Consider the following 18,144-nt stretch of genomic DNA (forward strand, 5'->3'; position numbering starts at 1 on the left):
CCAGTAGACCAAATTTTTTTAAAATACGTTGCTTTACTTTACCGTCCTTACGATATCCTTCTACAAGATAAACGTGAGTACGGCCTTCTTTATTGGTAGTTGTTTTGATAAATGCCATACTCTATTACACCATACACAACCATATACAACAAGAAAAATAGTTGGATTTTACAAAAAAACTCAGCTCTATCAAGGGTTTGAGCTAAGTTTTCATAAATCTAGGTGATAAAGTCGGGAGAAGCTAGTGCTCGTTTGCGCTAGCTTTTTTGTCAGTCGTCAGACAGTATGATAAAATAGAGGCTGGGAGGAGACTCATGTCATGAAAAAAATTCTAATAACAGCGACGGCTAGTCTGCTTATTTTAGCAGGCTGTGGCCAGAAAAAAGTGGCTAGTAAGCCAGGGGAGGAAGAGGTTAAAATCACAGCCACGCTTCCCATCCTAACCGAGAAAGTCGATGAAAATGCGGTCCAGAAAAAACGCTTGGAATTTCCAACAGCTGAAGATGGAACAACAACGGTTCAAACCCTTACTTACCAAGGAGACCAGTATCTGACTTTTGAAATTGAGGTAATCAGCCCCTTGACCGAAGAGCTGAAGAAGTCAGTTGAAGAAGTGGGGGTAGCTGAAACCAATACCCGTTTGAAGGCTAGTCTGGACGAAGATGAAAATTATAAGGCGGCAACAGCTGTTCGAGGCTTTACCAGTAACATTGAAGTTCTAGAAGACCAACGGCTCAAGAATCTATCTACCTATAATTTTCAAGATTTGGATTTAGAAGGGATTCGGAACAACACTTACTTCCAAGGAAGTGGTATCATTGAAATGAGCGAAGTGAAACCAAGCAAGTTCTTGGAAGTTCGCCAATCCAATGGTGCGATCGTAACTGATGCCCCGTAACTTCATTGTTTTCCCAGTTTGACTATGGTATAATGGGGGAATACTAAATGAGAAAGAAGGTGTAATAGTGAGTTTTACAGATGAAACAGTCCGTTTTAATCTTGATGATTCTAATAAAAAAGAAATCAGCGAGACTTTGACCCATGTTTACACGTCCCTAAACGAAAAAGGCTACAATCCCATCAATCAGATTGTTGGCTACGTTTTGAGCGGGGACCCAGCCTATGTGCCTCGTTACAACGATGCTCGCAATCAAATTCGTAAATATGAACGTGATGAGATTGTGGAAGAACTGGTCCGCTATTACTTGAAAGGACAAGGAGTCGATTTCTAATGAGAATTATGGGTCTTGATGTGGGCTCCAAAACAGTTGGAGTTGCTATCTCAGATCCCTTGGGCTTTACCGCCCAGGGCTTGGAGATCATTCCCATTGACGAAGAGAAGGGTGAGTTTGGCTTTGAACGTCTTTCTCAACTTGTCCAAGAATATAAAGTGGATCAATTTGTGATTGGTCTACCCAAGAATATGAACAATACCAGCGGTCCCCGTGTGGAAGCCAGCCAGGCTTACGGGGCGCAGCTGGAAGAACAGTTTGGCAAACCAGTAGCCTATCAGGATGAACGACTTACAACCGTCGCTGCTGAGCGGATGCTGATTGAACAGGCGGATGTTAGCCGCTCCAAACGTAAAAAAGTTATTGATAAACTAGCGGCTCAGTTAATTTTGCAGAATTATCTTGACCGCCACTTTTAGGAGGAAACCATGTCACATTCACATTCACACGAAGAACACGAACGCGATGTTATCACCCTGGTAGATGATGCTGGGAACGAGAGCCTATTTGAGATCATCCTAACCATCGATGGCCGCGAAGAATTTGGTAAAAACTATGTTCTTTTGATGCCAGTTGGCGCAGAAGAAGACGAAGACGGCCAAGTCGAAATTCAAGCTTACTCTTACACAGAAAATGAAGATGGTACCGAAGGCGACCTCCAACCAATCCCAGAAGACTCCAACGCTGAATGGGACATGATTGAAGAAGTCTTCAACAGCTTTATGACTGAAGAGTAAGGGGAGTGGGACAGAACTAAATTTGAAAAAATTTAGTTCGTAGTCCCACCCCCGCAAGGCTGATTAGGCTCTCTTACGAGCTTGAAAAGCGAACGAAGAGGCCAATCAGCTACTGCGTCAAAGGCATTTTGTTATCCAAAGTCAGAGAGGCTAGACTTTTGTCCCAGCCTCTCCCGAGCCTAGAAATAGGAAAGTGGAGTTGTATTGCTAACAGGAGTCGAGGCAGGTGATGCTTGTCTCGGCTTTTTGAGTATATAAGGAAGAGGAGGTCTCCATGAATCCTGAGCAGTTGGAAGCCTGGTTTGATAGTCGGATTGGCTTGAATTTTCCCAAGGATCAGCAGCGTTTTTTGCAGGCCTTGGATTTGCTGGGGCATCCGGAGCGAGATTTTGCGAGTATCCAGATTGGGGGGACCAATGGCAAGGGGTCAACCCAGGCCTTTTTGGGCCAGATTTTACAGGATCAGGGACTGAAGGTTGGTTCCTTCACTTCTCCGCATTTGGAAGATATGCGGGAGCGGGTTCGCTTGAATGGAGCGCTTATTCCCTTGGCGGATCTCCAGCGGATCCTTAGCCAGATCCAGCAGGCGGAGGCGCAGATGGAGCTGGGGCCCTTGTCCTATTTTGAATTATGGACTTGTGTGGCCTTCCTCTACTTCTCCAAGGAGGCGGTCGATGTGGCCTTACTGGAGGTGGGCCTTGGTGGGCGTCAGGATGCGACCAATGTGGTGACTAGTGACCTGGCCCTGATTACCTCCATTGGCTTAGACCATCAGGAGGTGCTTGGTGACAGTTTGGAAGCGATCGCCTGGGAGAAGGCTGGAGTGGTTAATCCCAATCAGATTCTTCTCCTAGGTCCCTTGCAGGCAGACCTGCTGCCGATTTTTGAAGCGGAGGCTGCCCCTTACGGGAATCCGGTCTACCAGTACGGTCGCGATTTTGTCTGGCAGGCCGGAAGCTTTGAGACTGAGGATTTCCATCTGGATCAGCTGGAGTTGGGCCTCTTGGGCGATTTCCAGCAGGAGAATGCAGCGCTGGCCTTGATGGCGGCCCATAGCTGGATGACCTTGCAGAGCTTAGCGCTCAATCCTGTTCAAGTACGGTCCTCTCTGAGCCGCGTCAGCTGGCCGGGCCGCTTGGAGGAAGTCCGGCCCGGGGTTTATTTAGACGGGGCCCATAATGTGCCTGCCATGGAGCGATTGGTAGCCTTTGTGCAGGCGCATAACTGGGCGGATCCGATTTTTCTTTTAGGTTTTTTACCGCGGAAAAATTATCCAGATATGCTGGTCTATCTACAGACCCACCTGCCGCAAGCAGACTTTTATTTGGTGCCCTTTGAGGGGGGATTAAAGGATGGTCTGTCCCTGGGGCTTGAATTGTTGGAAAAGGATCTGGTCTCCTTTATTGGGACCGAGGCTAGACGACCGATTTTTATTACAGGTTCTTTACATTTTATTGGTCAAGTCCGTAAAGGCTTAATAAGTGAGTAAATTGGCCAACATTTTTGTAAAAATGGTGTATACTAGATGAAAAAAAGAGTTTAGGAGTAGCAAAATGTCCAAGAAATGGCTGATCGTAGGGGTAATGCTCTTTGTTGCCCTAGGATTGACAGCCTGCTCGGGAAAATCGAGGCAAGCGCAACCCGTAGAAGAAGAAACGGTTTTGGCGATTCCAGAAAATTTGGATGGCACCTATATGGCCTCATCTGAGGAGGAAAATTACCACCTAACCCTCAAAGGGGGACAAGGGACTCTGATTTCCGACGACGGGCTTGGGAACAAGATTGTCCGCTCGATTCAGGTAGTTGATCAGGAAGGAATGCTCGTGGATGAAGAGTACATGCTCTACCGTGTGGACAATCACCACTTGTATATCGAAGATATTGAATACGACGATTTGGGCGAGTTAGAGCCTGAAAAGGTCTTTAAACGCACCGGCTAATAAAGAGGAAGAATTGTGCGTAAATTACGACTAATCATGTGGAAATATGGTTTGAGTCTGGTGATTATGTTGGTGGAATTAACCTTGGTTTTTGCCGCCTTCTTTTATTTCGGCCAAATGTTTCCCTATATCTGGTTAGGATTTATTTTACTAATTACCATTGCCACGATCATCTCGATTTTTAATCGAAATATGGCACCCGATAGCAAGGCCACCTGGCTCCTAGTAGCCATGGTTCCCGTTCTAGGTCCCCTGCTTTATTTGATGTTTGGGGAACGACGGCTCTCCAAAAAGGAAATCCAGCAGCTGGAGACCATTGGCCAGTATGATTTTTTTGTCCCCTCGTCTAAGCCCCTATTAGAAGAGGTTCGGGACCAGGATCAGTCAGTGGCTGGGATTATGCAGGCCCTGCTGAAAACAGATCCCGGTTCAGCTATTTATAAAGGAACCCAGTCCGAATTTTTTGCTTTGGGGGAGAACTATTTCCAGTCTCTCTTACAGGATCTGCAGGCCGCCGAGAAGTTTATCTTTTTGGAGTATTATATTGTCGAACCCGGTCTTATGTGGGACCAAATTTTGGACATCCTCAAGCAGAAGGCTGCCCAGGGTGTCGAGGTCAAGTTCCTCTATGACGATATCGGCTGTATGGCCACCCTCCCTGGCAACTATGCCCGCCAATTACGGGAGGCGGGTATTGAGGCCTACCAGTTCAACAAGGTGATTCCCCGGATGACGGTGGCCTACAATAACCGAGATCACCGGAAAATTCTCGTGGTTGATGGCACGGTCGCCTATACGGGCGGAGTCAATTTGGCCGACGAATACATTAACCAGCGGCTTCGTTTTGGCCATTGGAAGGATGGTGGCATCCGCCTCGAGGGCGAAGCCGTCCAAGCCCTGGTCCGCCTCTTTTTGATCAATTGGTACATCAACCGAGGTGAGTTAGAGGGCGTCGACCATTATCATTTGTTGGACGAAAAAAAAGAGGGGCAGGGTTATTACATTCCGTATGGCTCTGGACCAAAGCCCATGTACAAAGACCAGGTCGGGAAAAAGGTCTATCAAAACCTGATTACCCAGGCCCAGGACTATGTCTACATCACCACCCCCTACTTGATTATGGACTATGACCTCACCGAGGATATTAAAAATGCAGCCTTGCGGGGAGTCGATGTCCGGATTGTAACCCCCTATATCCCAGATAAGAAGATTATCCAGCTGGTGACCCGGGGAGCCTATCCCGACTTGCGGAGTGCAGGGGTGCGGATTTTTGAATACGAGCCGGGCTTTGTACATTCGAAAAATGTGCTAGTTGATGGCCATCTAGGCGTAGTTGGAACCATTAATTTTGACTACCGGAGTCTGGTGCATCATTATGAAAATGCTATTTTGATGTACAAAACCAATAGTTTAGCAGATATTTACAGGGACTTTCAAGCCATTTTTGACCAGTCGATTGAAGTTACGGATCAGAGCTTAAAAGCAACTTGGTACCAACGCTTAATCAAGGAAGTGGTTCAGATTTTTGCCCCACTTTTGTAAGAGTTTTAGGAGAAGGAGAGAAAGGAATTTCAGCTGAAAGGTCCGACTCCCCTTCTTTTTTGGTATACTAGAGGGGAATGTAAAAAGGAGTATGCTATGACGGAACAACAAGTGGAATCTCGCTGGAAACGTCGGTCGAAACACCAGGCCCAACGCGAGCTCACAGAAGATATCCATCTTCCCTTTGTCAGCCCCTTGCTTTGGAGTTTTTTCCTAGCCTTCTTTAGTGTGGCCAATCCCTTTTTTACGCAGTTAGCGACCAATCTGCAGGAGCAGATCCTGTATGCTGGTTGGGCTCTGCAGCAGGGACAACTGGTCTATAAGGATGTTTATGGGACTGCCGGCATTTTATTTTATGGCTTGATTTGGTTGGGTTCTTCCTACCAGGGGACAGTTCTTTTAATCCTGTTCCAGTTCCTGTCCTATTATTTTGGTGGGCGGAAGGCTTTTGCCTTGGCCAACCGGTTGACAGGTAAGACGGAGGTTGCGGCAGCGGCCACGCATTTTTTCTATTTCCTAATCCTTATTTTAGGCTTTGGAGGGCTCTATGCAGCACTCTTTACGCTTCCTCTCTTGATCCTAGCCCTGGACTTGTTGGCACCGGTGAGTGTGGGGGAGACAGGGAATAAGGGATTTTTGAAGTACGGAGCTTTGGCGGCTCTGGTTGTCTTGATTGATCCCCTTACAGGGCCCCTCTTTTTTGGGGTTAACAGTTTGTATCTGTTCTACCGGAATCTGCGGGCCAAGCAGCTAGGTCTGGGTCTGTCCCAGCTCTTAGCAGCCTTGATTGGTTTTTCCCTGCTCTTCTATCCGCTGGGCTATGTGACTGTTTGGAATGGAACCTTTGGTCAGGCCTTGAACCAGGGATCCTATGTCTGGCAGACCTTCCAGTTCACAGGAGCTGACCAGCTCCAAACAGCCTTTTTCTATGGCTTGTTTCTAGTTGGTGTGGGGCTACCACTGGGCCTCTTGGCTCTCAGTCAGTCTTCCCGGACTCAGGAAAGTCTTTTCTACTTGCCCTTGGGAATCTTTGGGACACTAGCCATCTGGTTGGTGGCTAGCAGTCAGGGGGAATTTGGTTTCCACCAACTCCTGCCAGGGCTAATCTATTTCTGGCTGCTGCAAATCTTCAGTTTTGATCGAATCCAGAGCGGTCTGCAGCCCGGTCGTCACCAGAAAAAGCGGCGGATGAGTTCTCTCTTCCAGGGTTACCTGGCAAGTCTTTTCTACCTGCCCCTGCTTTTGGGAGCTGTCCTCGTTCTTCTACCTTTGGGCCAAAAATGGTTGGGCGAGCGCTCGCTAGAGGCTGAGCGTCAGGATGTTTTGGCCTACCTGCAACAAGAAGCGGATCGGTCGGATACCATCTACGCCTGGGATAGTCGGGCCAATTGGTACCAGGAAGCCGGCAAGTGGTCTGCGTCAGCCCTACTGAGTCCGGTCTATTACCAGCAGTTACCAGAAAACCAACTGCGCTTAGCTAATGATTTGGAAAGTGTCCGGCCTCGCTATATTGTGGTTAATCCCAATCTAGCCCTATTGGAGGATGTCGATAAAGAATTGACAACGACCTATACGGAGGTTAAAACGGACCTCCAAACGCTGAAACTATACGAAAGAAAGTGAACTTATGGGAAAATACCAATTGGATGACAAGGGCAAGGCTCAGGTGCAACGGTTTCATGAAAAGCAAGCCCGGAAACAGGGCAGCTTGAAAAAGACTAAGGCCAGCCTGTTAGAAAAAATGAAAGAAATTCAAGAGGCACAGAAGTCGCGATAGCAGATTTTACAACTTCTGTTGAGCTCTTGAAAAGAGTCCTTTTCAGGGCTCTTTTTTAGAATCAAAGGGGAACAATTCAGGATTTGTGGTATAATATGAGAGATATAGTGGCGATTGCTCCATGAAAATTAGAATCCGGCGACAAGTGAGCGAATATTTTCGGAGAGCATCAAACATATGAAAAAGTAAAAACTGGGCAAGGCCAGTGTTTTGTTGAGGAAAAGATGTCAAGAAGTAGAAGAGCTCGGGTTGATTCCAATCCCGTTTTAAAGATTGTAAACTGGATCCTCTGGGGATTAAGTTTGCTGTTATCCGTCTATTTGGTTTACAGTCTCTTTCGTTATGGTATTTTAGCCGTTTATAATCTGAATGTGATCCTATCCCTAGTGGCTTTGGTGGTTCTAGGAATTTTGGGTTGGATCTTATTGCGTTTCCCGGCGCGTGTTTGGGTGACCATTATGTTGGTACTTAGCCTTTTGGTTGCCGGTGTGGGCGCGATTGGGGTGCAACAACTGGTAGGCCTTTCCTCCCGCCTCAATCATCAGGCCAATTATACTGAGTATGAGCTGACGGTTTATGTGCCCAAGGACAGCGATCTTCAGGACTTGAGCCAGGTTGAGAAAATCCTTGCTCCTATGGAGACGGATAAAGATAATTTGGCCAAGCTTCAAGAGGATTTAACTACGAATAAACAAGTGAATCCCCAGTTTGAAAGCTCCAGCTCCTATGTGGATGCCTATAAGCAGCTAAAAGAAGGACAGGCGCAAGCCATCGTCATTAACAGCATTTTTGCAGACACCATCGAGAGCGAGTTTCCAAACTTTGGCGAAGGTTTACGTCCCCTTCATACCTACCAGGTACGGCGGAAGTTGGAAACCGGTCGTCAGGATCCTAAGGCCCAGGCCTTTACTATCTATGTCAGTGGGATTGATACCTACGGTCCGATTACCTCTGTTTCTCGGTCTGATGTCAACATTTTGATGACTGTCAACCGCGAGAGTCAAAAAATCCTGTTGACAACAACGCCTCGAGATGCCTATGTACCGATTGCCGACGGTGGTAATAACCAGCCGGATAAATTAACCCATGCAGGTATTTATGGAGTCGATGCCTCCATTCACACCTTGGAAAACCTCTATGAGACGCCGATTAATTACTATGTGCGGTTGAACTTCACCTCTTTCCTGAAACTGATCGACCTAGTCGGTGGGGTGGATGTTGAAAATGACCAAGCCTTTACCAGCTTACATGGCCAGTACGACTTCCCAGTCGGCACGGTTCATCTCGATTCTGAAAAAGCCCTAGCCTTTGTGCGGGAACGTTATGGTCTTCAAGGAGGCGATAATGATCGCGGTAAGAACCAAGAGAAGGTCATTACCGCAGTCCTTCGGAAGCTGATGTCGACCGACGCTCTCAAGAATTATCCACAAATCATCCAAGGACTTCAAGATTCCATTCAGACCGATATGAGTTTGGAGACCATGATGGCGCTGATCAACAGCCAGCTGGAATCGGCAGGGCAGTACCAGATTTCCTCTCAAGCTCTGGAAGGAACTGGTAGCATGGATAAGCCATCCTACGCCATGCCAGGGTCCCAACTGTATGTGATGGAAGTGAATCCAGAAAGCCTGGCAGCGACCAAGGCCAACATTCAATCTATTTTGGAGGGACAATAAATATGATTGATATTCATTCACATATTATTTTTGATGTGGATGATGGTGCTCAAACCCTGGAGGATACCCGAGCGCTCTTGGAAGAATCTTACCGCCAAGGCGTGCGCACCGTCATCGCCACCTCTCACCGCCGCAAGGCCCTCTTTGATACAACAGAGGAAAAATTTGCGGAAAACTTTCAAAAAGTCAAAGCTCTTGAATCTGAGATTGGTCCCAATTTTTCCATTCTCTATGGTGCTGAGATTTATTTTAATTCCGATGCTTTGCGAAAATTAGAAGAGCAGGCCTTACCAACTCTAGGTGGGACTGGTTATGCCCTAATCGAATTTAGCATGGACACCCCCTACCGGGACATCCATAAGGCCCTCTCGGCTGTGCTCCAGCTGGGGATTACCCCAGTGGTGGCCCACATTGAGCGCTACCATGCCCTGGATATGGATGCAGCCAAGGTGAAGGAGCTAATCAAGATGGGCTGCTACATGCAGATTAATTCCTCATCCGTGCTTCCGCCCAAGCTCTTTGGCGACAAGTATAAATTCATGAAAAAACGGGCTCGCTTCTTTTTGGACCAAGACCTGGTCCACTTTGTCGCAAGCGATATGCACAATCTGGATAAACGTCCCCCTTATATGGACCAGGCCTATAAAATTATTCGGAAAACCTATGGCTTGGAGAGAGCCCATCGGCTTTTTATCACCAATCAGGAATTATTACTAGAAGATGAAATTATTTAGGAGAACTCATGAAAAAGCAACATAATCAAGTGGAAGTAGATGTCCTCAGTCTCTTGCGGACGGTCTGGAAACGGAAATTCTTGGTCCTCTTCTTCTCCCTTTTGACAGCAATTTTGGCCTTGGGCTATAGCCTCTATGTGGCAACGCCGATGTATCAAAGTACAACGCGGATCTACGTGGTGAACCGCCAGCAGCAAGACAATCCTGGTTTGACCAACCAAGATTTGCAGGCCGGTACCTACTTGGTAAAGGACTATAAAGAAATCATCCTGTCTCAAGACGTGATGAACCGTGTTGTGTCCAATCTTGAATTGGATTTGAGCACGTCCCAATTGACGTCAAAAATCAATGTCACAGTTCCAGCAGATACGCGGATTGTGTCAATTAGTGTTCAAGATGAATCTGCAGAAGAAGCAGCGCGAATCGTTAATGGTGTCCGCCAAGCTGCTGCCGATAAGATTATCGAGGTTACCAAAGTTTCGGATGTAACTACCTTGGAAGAGGGTCAGGTGAATAGCCAGCCGGTTTCGCCAAACATCCGTCGGAATGTTCTACTTGGTTTTGTTGCGGGTGGAGCCTTGATGGTGATGATTGTGTTGGTCGCAGAAATTATGGATGACCGTGTAAAACGACCAGAAGATGTCGAAGAAATGATGGGTTTACCGCTTTTGGGTGTGGTGCCAGAATTTTCAAAACTAAAGTAAGAGAGGGAACTGCATGCCAACATTAAAATTAAATCGGGCCCGTCGGGAAGACGCTGAAAAAACCGAAGAATTCTATAATGCTTTGCGGACAAATATCCAGTTGAGTGGAGACGGCATTGATGTTATTTCAATTAGCTCTGTTCAATCTGGTGAAGGGAAGTCGACGACTTCTGTTAACTTGGCCATTGCCTTTGCCCGTTCAGGCTACCAAACGCTTTTGGTGGATGCCGATATCCGCAATAGTGTCATGTCCGGTGTCTTTTCAACCCGCGATAAAATCACGGGCTTGACAGACTACCTAACCGGAAAAAATGATCTGTCTGAAGGTCTCTGTGATACCGATATTGAAAATCTTTACGTGATCCAAGCAGGTCCTGTGTCCCCTAACCCAACAGGACTCTTGCAAAGTCAGAATTTTAACAAGATGATTGATATCCTTCGTAAGTATTACGATTACATCATCATCGATACTCCACCGATTGGTTTGGTTATCGATGCGGCCATTATTACCCAACAAGGTGATGCGACCGTTTTGGTAGTTGAGTCCGGTTCTAACAAACGCCGCGCTGTTGAAAAAGCGGTGGAACAGTTGGAGCAAACAGGAACTCCTTTCCTTGGAGTGATCCTCAACAAGGTTGATACCAGCATGGAACGTTACGGTTCTTACGGAGCCTACGGTTCTTATGGAGAATATGGAAACTACGGCAAAAAAGTCCGTGAAGAGAAGAAGAAAAAAGAGAAAAAGAAAGACAAGGAAGAACGTAGTCGCTCTCGTCGAAACCGCGATAAAAAATAAAACAAGGGGGATAGCGGATGGCAGAAACGATTTTGGTCACAGGTGGAGCTGGTTATATTGGCTCCCATACAGTTCTAGAGCTATTGGAAGCTGGTTACAAGCTGGTGGTCCTAGATAATTACAGTCATTCATATCCTAAGAGCCTGGAAGTAGTCAAGGAATTGACTAACCAGGCTTTCCCTGTATATGAAGGAGATGTTCGTGATAAGGACTTGCTGCGGCAGATCTTTTCCCAGCATCCGGTGACGGGAGTCATCCATTTTGCCGGTTTTAAGGCAGTGGCGGAATCGACCCAGCAACCCCTAGCCTACTATGATAACAATCTTGTAGGCCTGCTCTGCCTCTTGGAAGTCATGGAGGAGCAGGGCTGTAAAAATCTGATTTTTAGCTCTTCGGCAACGGTTTATGGCCAGCCTACACGTCTTCCCCTAGAGGAGGACGCTCCCCTATCTGTGACCAATCCCTATGGTCGTACCAAGCTGATTGGTGAGAACATTCTCCGTGACCTCTATGCCCAGGATCCTACTTGGAACCTGGTCCTTCTCCGCTATTTTAACCCTATCGGGGCCCATCCCAGTGGTCGCCTAGGGGAAGACCCCCAAGGGATTCCCAATAATCTGGTCCCTTATATCACCCAGGTTGCCAGCGGTCTTCGCGACCACATTCGGGTTTTCGGCAATGACTATGATACCCCTGATGGGACTGGTGTCAGAGATTACATCCATGTGGTCGATCTCAGCCGCGGTCATGTTGCCGCCATGAAAAAATGGGCTCCAGGCTCAGGTTTATCCATTTACAACCTGGGGACTGGTCAAGGCTACTCTGTTTTGGAAATGATTCAGGCTCTCAGCCGAGCTGTTGGCCGCGACCTGCCCTACAAAATTTATCCGCGCCGCCCCGGCGACATTGCCAGCTGCTATGCGGATCCCCGTAAGGCCCAGGCAGAATTGGGCTGGTCCGCCCAATTGGGTCTGGAGGATATGTGCCGTCATGCCTGGAGCTGGCAGCAGCTCAATCCCCAGGGCTTTCAAGACTAGAAATAGGGACCGAAGAGAGGGTCCAACTCCAGCTTCCTCTAGAAAGGATTCTATGTCACACAAGTATTTACCCGGCCTAGCGGCCGCCCTGTTTGTAACGCTGCTGGCCTTGGGGTTGGCTCAGTTTCTGCCCCTGATTGGCGTCGCTCCCCTCGCACTTCTTTTGGGGATGGTCCTCGGGAATAGTCTCCTCCGTGCTCCCCAATTGAGCCCGGGCACCAAACTAGCAGAGAGCCGTTTCCTGGAGTACGCCATCATCCTCTTGGCCTTTACCATGGACACCAAAAATTTTGGGCAGATGGGTCTGCCCTCCCTGGCCTTTGTCAGCCTCATGTTCCTCCTTTCCCTCCTGGCCAGTTACCGCTTGGCTCAGAAGCTCGGCTTTTCCCAGGATGCGGCGACCCTCCTGGCTGGGGGAACGGCGATTTGCGGTTCCTCAGCGATTGGCGCGCTGAGTCCCATGACCCAGGCTTCCGAGCAGGAGAAGGGGACAGCGATTGTCCTGGTTAACCTTCTGGGAACCTTGCTGATGTTCCTCTTCCCCCTTGCCGCTGTCCTCCTCGACCTCCAGGACCTGCAGCAGGCCGCCCTAATCGGCGGTAGCCTGCAATCCGTTGGTCAGGTGGCAGCCGCGGCCAATCTCTTATCCCCGGCCATCCTTCCCTTGGCTATGCTCTTTAAGCTGACCCGGATTCTTTATCTGGTTCCCGTCCTCTTTTTCCTTGAATTTCGGAAAAAAGAACAAGCAACGGCACCAGCTAAGACGACTAATCCCTTACAAAAGGTCCCTTACTATCTCTACGGCTTTATCCTGGCCAGCCTGCTCAATGCCTGGCTAGATCTACCAGCACCGGTTAGCTCTAGCCTCCAGCAGTTAATGACTTGGCTCGAATGGCTAGCCCTAGCTGCCATCGGGCTGCGACTGGACTTGCGGACCTTTATGAAAAATGCCCCCATCTATGGATCCTATATCCTGGTAATTGGCCTGGTTCAATTTGTTCTAGCCCTGCTGGGCATTTGGGCCTTCGGCCTATAAGCTATTTAGAAATTGAAAAGGAGCAAGTCCCTACTGGATTTGCTCCTTTTTGAACGTTGAGCCCAATGGGCTTGCCCTTTCCCAGTGCTTGAATTGGGCTCAAAGATTCTGGAAATCAAGTATGAAAAGGGTTACAATGAAGGTAAGGAGGAAGACATGGTTGACAATCGCACCCTAGCTGTCCTGATGGAACTATTTGCAACGAAGCGAGAAAGTCTGTATGAATTAAGTATTCAGACAGGAATTGACAAGCATCAGCTGCAGTCGAATTTGGAGCTGGTGAATCAATTGCTGCAGGAGCATTCCTTACCTCAGCTTCAATTCCGAGACGGTGAGTTCCTGGTTTCGCCAGACCTCTACGCGCAAAAAGAAAAGGTCTTTTCCCTTTTTCGGAGTCGGCAAATTTATCTGTCACAGGAGGAAAGGCCGCTTCTGATTTATCTCTACACCTTTATTCGCAGAAATTTTATCGCCAATAGTGACTACCAAGAACTACTGAGTGTGAGTCGCAATACCACCCTGACGGATATTAAAAGTGTTAAGGAGCTCTGCTTAAAGTTCCAAGTCGGCTTCGACTATAGCAGGGCCAAAGGCTATCATTTGCTGGGGCGCGAAAAAGACAAGCACCGCTTGGCTCTCTATGCCATTAGTCGTTGTCTCCAATCTCCAATCGGTGTCTGGGCCCTGGATTATATCCTCCAAGCATGGGGCCAAGAAAATCCGATAGAAGAGTTGAAACTGGTTAGCCAACAAGCCTGTCAGGTTTATCAAGTTTCAGCCTTGGAAGGGAAGCTCGACGACTATCTCTATTTTTTGATTTTTTTCGCCCTACGTCAGGAACGGACGAGAAGCTCTATCTCTTGGGATTCTGAGCCCAGTCAAGGGATTGCGACAGCTTTTCTAGAACGATTGTGGCAGGCCTTGTGTTTCCGAGATAAGAGCCTGTTGGAGTTAGATCCTGCAACAGTGGCCTATCTCTCCCATTTGTTGCAGGGATGTTTGGAGGGGGAGGCTCAGGACAATTCATTCTACCAGCTGACCCTGGCAATCGTGGAGGAGATGGAACGCCTGTCGCTAGTCACCTTTGACCAGCGTTCTGAGATGATTGCAGGTTTACAACGCCACCTAATCCCCGCCTACTATCGCTTGACCTCGCGTGTAACTCCTGTTAATTCATATACAGAAACCATCAAGGAAGAGCATGCAGACTTATTTTATCTTGTAAAAAAAGCCTTGAGACCTTTGGAAGAACAGCTTGGTTTCGAAATACCGGATAGTGAGATCTCTTATTTTGTAATCCATTTTGGTGGTTACCTGGAAGCAGCTCAACAACCTTCCCAGCGTTACCAGGCCTTGGTTGTTTGCCCCAATGGAGTCAGTTCATCGTTGATTGTGAAGGAAAATTTACGGCAGTTATTTCCAAATATCTATTTTGCAGATAGCCATTCCATACAGGGCTGGGAGATGGTGGATGAGAAACAGTATGACATGGTCTTTGGAACGGTTAAAGTGGATACGGACTTGCCCTTTTTCCTTGTATCACAGGTGATGACTGCTAGTCATAAAAAAGAGCTATTCCATTTGGTCAATCGTCAGTTTCCCAATGCCGCTTATTTTCCATTGGAAATTGAGCAGCTTCTAGCGCTGATTGGACAACATGCGACCATTCATCAGGAGCAGACCCTAAAATATGAACTGGTACAGTTTCTCAATCAACGCTCATTAGAACAAAGGAGGAGCCCGATGTTAGAAGAATTACTAACAGCAGAGACCTTTCAAAGGTCTGAAGAAGAACTAGAATGGCAAGCAGCGATTGCCTTGGCAGCCCAACCTCTGCTTGACAAGGGAGCCATCCACCCGCGCTATATTGACGCCATGGTTAGGAAAGTCGAGGAGTTTGGCCCCTTTATTGACCTGGGGAAGGGCATTGCTATCCCCCATGCTCGGCCTGAAGATGGGGTTCAGGAACTGGGGATGTCCCTATTGGTGTTGGACAAACCCGTGTATCTTTTGGATGACCCCAAGCATCCCATTTCTCTGCTGATTTGTATAGCAGCTATTGATAATCACACCCATCTGAGAGCCCTCTCACATTTGACAAAAATTTTGCGGGATCCAGAAAATATTAGCCAACTTGTTGGTGCTCAGCAATTTACGGATATTCAAGATTTATTAAAGGAGGAACAGTAATATGGTAAGAATTGGAACAGCCTGTGGTTCAGGTTTAGGCTCAAGTTTTATGGTGCAAATGAATATTGAAGCGATTTTACGTGACTTAGGGGTCTCCGATGTTTCGGTCGAACATTATGATCTAGGCGGTGCAAACCCTAGCGAAGCCGATGTCTGGATTGTCGGCCGCGACCTAGCTGATTCAGCTACTCATTTAGGAGATGTGCGTATCTTGGACAGTATTATTGACATGGATGAGTTACGAGAGCTGGTTACAGCTATTTGTAAGGAAAAAGGCTTGGTATAACTTGTGTGAGGCATAGGCTTCTCATGCTACTTCCATTTCAATACTCAAATGATTTTAAATCCAGATGAGGCAGCAGCCCGAAACTTAGGTAAGTGGCAGCGAACGATGTGTGGATTTAAAGTAGAAAGGGTAGTACAAGGAAGATTCTTAAAGGAGACAGAATATGATACTGGATTTTCTGATTGATATTGCCAAAACGCCGGCAATCTTGGTGGCTCTGATTGCTATTTTGGGTTTGGCTTTGCAGAAAAAACCACTGGCCGATCTTATCAAGGGTGGTTTGAAAACCTTTGTTGGTTTTATTGTCGTTGGTGGCGGTGCAAATATTATTGTAAGTTCACTGGAACCCTTTGGACAGATGTTTGAACAGGCTTTTAACTTGAAAGGAGTTGTGCCCAACAATGAGGCGATTGTGGCACTGGCTTTGGACAAATATGGGACAGCCACCTCTTTGATTATGTTATTTGGTATGGTGTTTAATATTGCCATTGCCCGTTTTACCCGCTTCAAATATATTTTCTTGACCGGTCACCATACACTTTATATGGCGTGTATGATTGCCGTGATTATGAGCGTAGCAGGCTTTACCTCTGTTGGTCTGATTGTGATGGGAGGGTTAGCCTTGGGTCTCATCATGACCCTAGCTCCCGCCTTTGTCCAAAAATACATGATCCAATTAACGAGGAATGATCAAGTGGCCCTAGGCCATTTCAGCTCACTGGGCTACTGGTTAAGTGGGGTGATTGGTGGCTGGGTCGGTGATCCATCAAAGTCTACCGAGGATATTCACTTCCCTAAAGGCCTGTCCTTCTTGCGGGATTCGACTGTCAGCATTGCTATTTCCATGTCTTTGATTTATATGATTGTGGCCTTGTTTGCCGGCGGTGATTACATTCGTGAAAATCTCAGTGGTGGAACCAACAGCCTGGTTTATGCTCTGACCCTAGGAGGAACCTTTGCAGCAGGAGTCTTTGTCATTCTCGCTGGTGTGCGCCTAATCCTAGCAGAAATTGTTCCCGCCTTCAAAGGTATTTCAGAAAAGCTGGTACCCAACTCCAAACCAGCCTTGGACTGCCCCGTTGTCTATCCCTATGCTCCTAATGCCGTTTTAATCGGCTTTATCTCGAGCTTTGTAGGTGGCCTTGTGAGCATGATCGTACTAGCTTTGACAGGGGGAGTTGTGATTCTCCCAGGTGTTGTCCCTCATTTCTTCTGCGGAGCCACGGCAGGTGTTATCGGCAATGCTTCCGGAGGCGTTCGTGGAGCCATTGCTGGTGCTTTTATCCAAGGCGTTCTCATTAGCTTCCTACCAGTATTTCTCCTACCGGTGTTGGGAGACCTTGGCTTTGCCGGCTCCACCTTCTCCGATGCCGATTTTGGCCTCTCCGGTATTTTCTTAGGAGTTCTCGCCAAAAATGGTGGCACCTTGGCTGTCTCGCTCGGCATTTTTGCAGTCCTAGCTCTGATGTTTGCCTTATCCATTCTAAAAAAAGAAGGAAAGGCAGACTAAAGGCAAGAGAGTTTGTGTGATAGAAAAAGAAAGAGTCTAACAGCTTGGGGACAAGAAAGCTAAGCTGGTAGAAAAGAGCTTCTTTGAGTCCATGAGGACAAGAAGGAAACTCCCAAAAAGATAGCCCTATAATTTCTAGAGTGGGTAAATAATCCCAAATAGAGATTATAGGGCTTTTTGAGCGATAAAAGAGTGTTACATAGTATAATGAATTGTAGTCCTAAGAAAGGCATCTTCATGAAAAAACAAAGAAAGAAGAGTATAGTTCGTATCTTCCTACTTTTAATCGTAATTCCTATCTATATTTTCACCAATCTCAGTTGGCATCAAATTTATTATTATACCCACTCTCAAAAAACCGATAAGCGATTGACACCTATTGTCGTCATCTATAATTTGGGAGAGATTATGTTCAAACCCAAACGAGAAACGGATGGAAAATACGAATATGTTTATCCAGGTAATGCAATTAATTACCATGAATCGGATTCATTCTCATATTCCTTTGTAGGAGGTCAAGGATTCTCTCGCCTTCACACTTCTGTTGGAGTTTTTAATCGCAATGATAATACAAGGATTTCCTTCGAGCTAGATCCGAAGCTAAAAATAAAATATATTATTCAATTTTATCCGAATAATATCACAGAAGAAAAGCCTACTCCTGAAGATCAAGCCATGGTTGACCGTTACGTTAAACAGCTAACAGATCATGTCCTTGAAACTCGTGTCACACCTCCTATTTTCAATATCCAATGGCTCTATGATCTGACTTTTGATGAGAAGAAGGTGCTTCATCTTGAAGATGAATGAATTTACGGTGAATCTTTAGATTATCCAGAATTCGTGATACCTTTGCCCTATTAGATAAGGGATTTTATTGAAGGAAATGATCTTTAGAGTCGAGGAATCGTGATCAAGAAAGGCATCTTTATGAAAAAACAAAGAAA

General features: G+C 46.9%; 19 protein-coding genes. All 19 read left to right on the plus strand.

What is annotated here, in order from left to right; genetic code table 11:
• Positions 1–319: 319 nt before the first annotated feature.
• The 19 genes from HZY94_RS03195 to HZY94_RS03285 all read left to right on the plus strand — a co-directional run bounded on the left by HZY94_RS03195 (position 320) and on the right by HZY94_RS03285 (position 18,007).
• Positions 320–898, plus strand: coding sequence for an SP0191 family lipoprotein (locus HZY94_RS03195; RefSeq protein ID WP_179924981.1), 579 nt, complete (start codon positions 320–322; stop codon positions 896–898).
• Positions 899–965: 67 nt separating this feature from the next.
• Entirely contained in the window at positions 966–1,232 is a 267-nt protein-coding gene (locus tag HZY94_RS03200) for an IreB family regulatory phosphoprotein (RefSeq protein WP_160332503.1), read from the plus strand.
• Entirely contained in the window at positions 1,232–1,651 is a 420-nt protein-coding gene (gene ruvX, locus HZY94_RS03205) for a Holliday junction resolvase RuvX (protein WP_160332502.1), read from the plus strand. Before HZY94_RS03200 ends, ruvX begins: the two co-directional genes overlap by 1 nt.
• A 9-nt stretch (positions 1,652–1,660) precedes the next feature.
• Entirely contained in the window at positions 1,661–1,969 is a 309-nt protein-coding gene (locus HZY94_RS03210; RefSeq protein WP_179924982.1) for a DUF1292 domain-containing protein, read from the plus strand.
• 274 nt (positions 1,970–2,243) lie between these two features.
• A complete protein-coding gene (locus HZY94_RS03215; RefSeq protein WP_179924983.1) occupies positions 2,244–3,458 on the plus strand; it encodes a bifunctional folylpolyglutamate synthase/dihydrofolate synthase in 1,215 nt (404 codons plus the stop codon).
• A 64-nt stretch (positions 3,459–3,522) separates the two neighbouring features.
• Positions 3,523–3,909, plus strand: a complete 387-nt coding sequence (locus tag HZY94_RS03220) for a hypothetical protein (protein WP_179924984.1) — start codon at positions 3,523–3,525, stop codon at positions 3,907–3,909.
• A 36-nt stretch (positions 3,910–3,945) separates the two neighbouring features.
• Positions 3,946–5,451, plus strand: a complete 1,506-nt coding sequence (gene cls / locus HZY94_RS03225; RefSeq protein ID WP_179925003.1) for a cardiolipin synthase — start codon at positions 3,946–3,948, stop codon at positions 5,449–5,451.
• A 96-nt stretch (positions 5,452–5,547) separates the two neighbouring features.
• Entirely contained in the window at positions 5,548–7,074 is a 1,527-nt protein-coding gene (locus HZY94_RS03230) for a hypothetical protein (RefSeq protein WP_179924985.1), read from the plus strand.
• Between the two features lie 4 nt (positions 7,075–7,078).
• Positions 7,079–7,228: a hypothetical protein gene (locus HZY94_RS03235; protein ID WP_179924986.1), complete on the plus strand. Its 150-nt coding sequence runs from the start codon at positions 7,079–7,081 to the stop codon at positions 7,226–7,228.
• Positions 7,229–7,452: 224 nt separating this feature from the next.
• On the plus strand, positions 7,453–8,904 hold the full coding sequence (cpsA, locus tag HZY94_RS03240; RefSeq protein WP_179924987.1) for an LCP family glycopolymer transferase CpsA: 1,452 nt from the start codon (positions 7,453–7,455) through the stop codon (positions 8,902–8,904).
• A 2-nt stretch (positions 8,905–8,906) separates the two neighbouring features.
• On the plus strand, positions 8,907–9,638 hold the full coding sequence (gene cps4B, locus HZY94_RS03245) for a capsular polysaccharide biosynthesis protein Cps4B (RefSeq protein ID WP_179924988.1): 732 nt from the start codon (positions 8,907–8,909) through the stop codon (positions 9,636–9,638).
• Positions 9,639–9,646: 8 nt separating this feature from the next.
• Entirely contained in the window at positions 9,647–10,342 is a 696-nt protein-coding gene (locus tag HZY94_RS03250; RefSeq protein WP_179924989.1) for a Wzz/FepE/Etk N-terminal domain-containing protein, read from the plus strand.
• Between the two features lie 13 nt (positions 10,343–10,355).
• Positions 10,356–11,138, plus strand: a complete 783-nt coding sequence (locus HZY94_RS03255) for a tyrosine-protein kinase (protein WP_179924990.1) — start codon at positions 10,356–10,358, stop codon at positions 11,136–11,138.
• A 17-nt stretch (positions 11,139–11,155) separates the two neighbouring features.
• A complete protein-coding gene (gene galE / locus HZY94_RS03260; RefSeq protein WP_179924991.1) occupies positions 11,156–12,175 on the plus strand; it encodes a UDP-glucose 4-epimerase GalE in 1,020 nt (339 codons plus the stop codon).
• A gap of 52 nt (positions 12,176–12,227) precedes the next feature.
• On the plus strand, positions 12,228–13,211 hold the full coding sequence (locus HZY94_RS03265; protein ID WP_179924992.1) for a YeiH family protein: 984 nt from the start codon (positions 12,228–12,230) through the stop codon (positions 13,209–13,211).
• 156 nt (positions 13,212–13,367) lie between these two features.
• The gene (locus HZY94_RS03270; RefSeq protein WP_179924993.1) at positions 13,368–15,401 is read left to right on the plus strand and encodes a BglG family transcription antiterminator; all 2,034 of its coding nucleotides are present in this window, start codon (positions 13,368–13,370) and stop codon (positions 15,399–15,401) included.
• 1 nt (position 15,402) lies between these two features.
• Positions 15,403–15,687 carry a PTS sugar transporter subunit IIB gene (locus tag HZY94_RS03275; RefSeq protein ID WP_179924994.1) on the plus strand — a complete coding sequence of 95 codons (285 nt, stop codon included), beginning with the start codon at positions 15,403–15,405 and terminating at the stop codon, positions 15,685–15,687.
• Positions 15,688–15,850: 163 nt separating this feature from the next.
• Complete coding sequence (locus HZY94_RS03280; RefSeq protein ID WP_179924995.1) at positions 15,851–17,197, plus strand: PTS ascorbate transporter subunit IIC; 1,347 nt, start codon at positions 15,851–15,853, stop codon at positions 17,195–17,197.
• Between the two features lie 237 nt (positions 17,198–17,434).
• Positions 17,435–18,007 (plus strand): hypothetical protein, encoded by a 573-nt coding sequence (locus tag HZY94_RS03285; protein ID WP_179924996.1) that lies wholly within the window; start codon positions 17,435–17,437, stop codon positions 18,005–18,007.
• The last annotated feature ends 137 nt before the right edge of the window (positions 18,008–18,144 follow it).

Source organism: Streptococcus danieliae (genome assembly GCF_013415245.1).
Classification (GTDB): domain Bacteria; phylum Bacillota; class Bacilli; order Lactobacillales; family Streptococcaceae; genus Streptococcus; species Streptococcus danieliae_A.

Coding starts and splice junctions, on each gene's coding strand:
- HZY94_RS03250 (WP_179924989.1), top strand. CDS start 9,647: ATGAAAAAGCAACATAATCAAGTGGAAGTAGATGTCCTCAGTCTCTTG.
- HZY94_RS03215 (WP_179924983.1), top strand. CDS start 2,244: ATGAATCCTGAGCAGTTGGAAGCCTGGTTTGATAGTCGGATTGGCTTG.
- HZY94_RS03220 (WP_179924984.1), top strand. CDS start 3,523: ATGTCCAAGAAATGGCTGATCGTAGGGGTAATGCTCTTTGTTGCCCTA.
- HZY94_RS03195 (WP_179924981.1), top strand. CDS start 320: ATGAAAAAAATTCTAATAACAGCGACGGCTAGTCTGCTTATTTTAGCA.
- HZY94_RS03230 (WP_179924985.1), top strand. CDS start 5,548: ATGACGGAACAACAAGTGGAATCTCGCTGGAAACGTCGGTCGAAACAC.
- HZY94_RS03265 (WP_179924992.1), top strand. CDS start 12,228: ATGTCACACAAGTATTTACCCGGCCTAGCGGCCGCCCTGTTTGTAACG.
- cps4B (WP_179924988.1), top strand. CDS start 8,907: ATGATTGATATTCATTCACATATTATTTTTGATGTGGATGATGGTGCT.
- cls (WP_179925003.1), top strand. CDS start 3,946: ATGTGGAAATATGGTTTGAGTCTGGTGATTATGTTGGTGGAATTAACC.
- HZY94_RS03235 (WP_179924986.1), top strand. CDS start 7,079: ATGGGAAAATACCAATTGGATGACAAGGGCAAGGCTCAGGTGCAACGG.
- HZY94_RS03210 (WP_179924982.1), top strand. CDS start 1,661: ATGTCACATTCACATTCACACGAAGAACACGAACGCGATGTTATCACC.
- galE (WP_179924991.1), top strand. CDS start 11,156: ATGGCAGAAACGATTTTGGTCACAGGTGGAGCTGGTTATATTGGCTCC.
- ruvX (WP_160332502.1), top strand. CDS start 1,232: ATGAGAATTATGGGTCTTGATGTGGGCTCCAAAACAGTTGGAGTTGCT.
- HZY94_RS03270 (WP_179924993.1), top strand. CDS start 13,368: ATGGTTGACAATCGCACCCTAGCTGTCCTGATGGAACTATTTGCAACG.
- HZY94_RS03285 (WP_179924996.1), top strand. CDS start 17,435: ATGAAAAAACAAAGAAAGAAGAGTATAGTTCGTATCTTCCTACTTTTA.
- HZY94_RS03275 (WP_179924994.1), top strand. CDS start 15,403: ATGGTAAGAATTGGAACAGCCTGTGGTTCAGGTTTAGGCTCAAGTTTT.
- cpsA (WP_179924987.1), top strand. CDS start 7,453: ATGTCAAGAAGTAGAAGAGCTCGGGTTGATTCCAATCCCGTTTTAAAG.
- HZY94_RS03255 (WP_179924990.1), top strand. CDS start 10,356: ATGCCAACATTAAAATTAAATCGGGCCCGTCGGGAAGACGCTGAAAAA.
- HZY94_RS03280 (WP_179924995.1), top strand. CDS start 15,851: ATGATACTGGATTTTCTGATTGATATTGCCAAAACGCCGGCAATCTTG.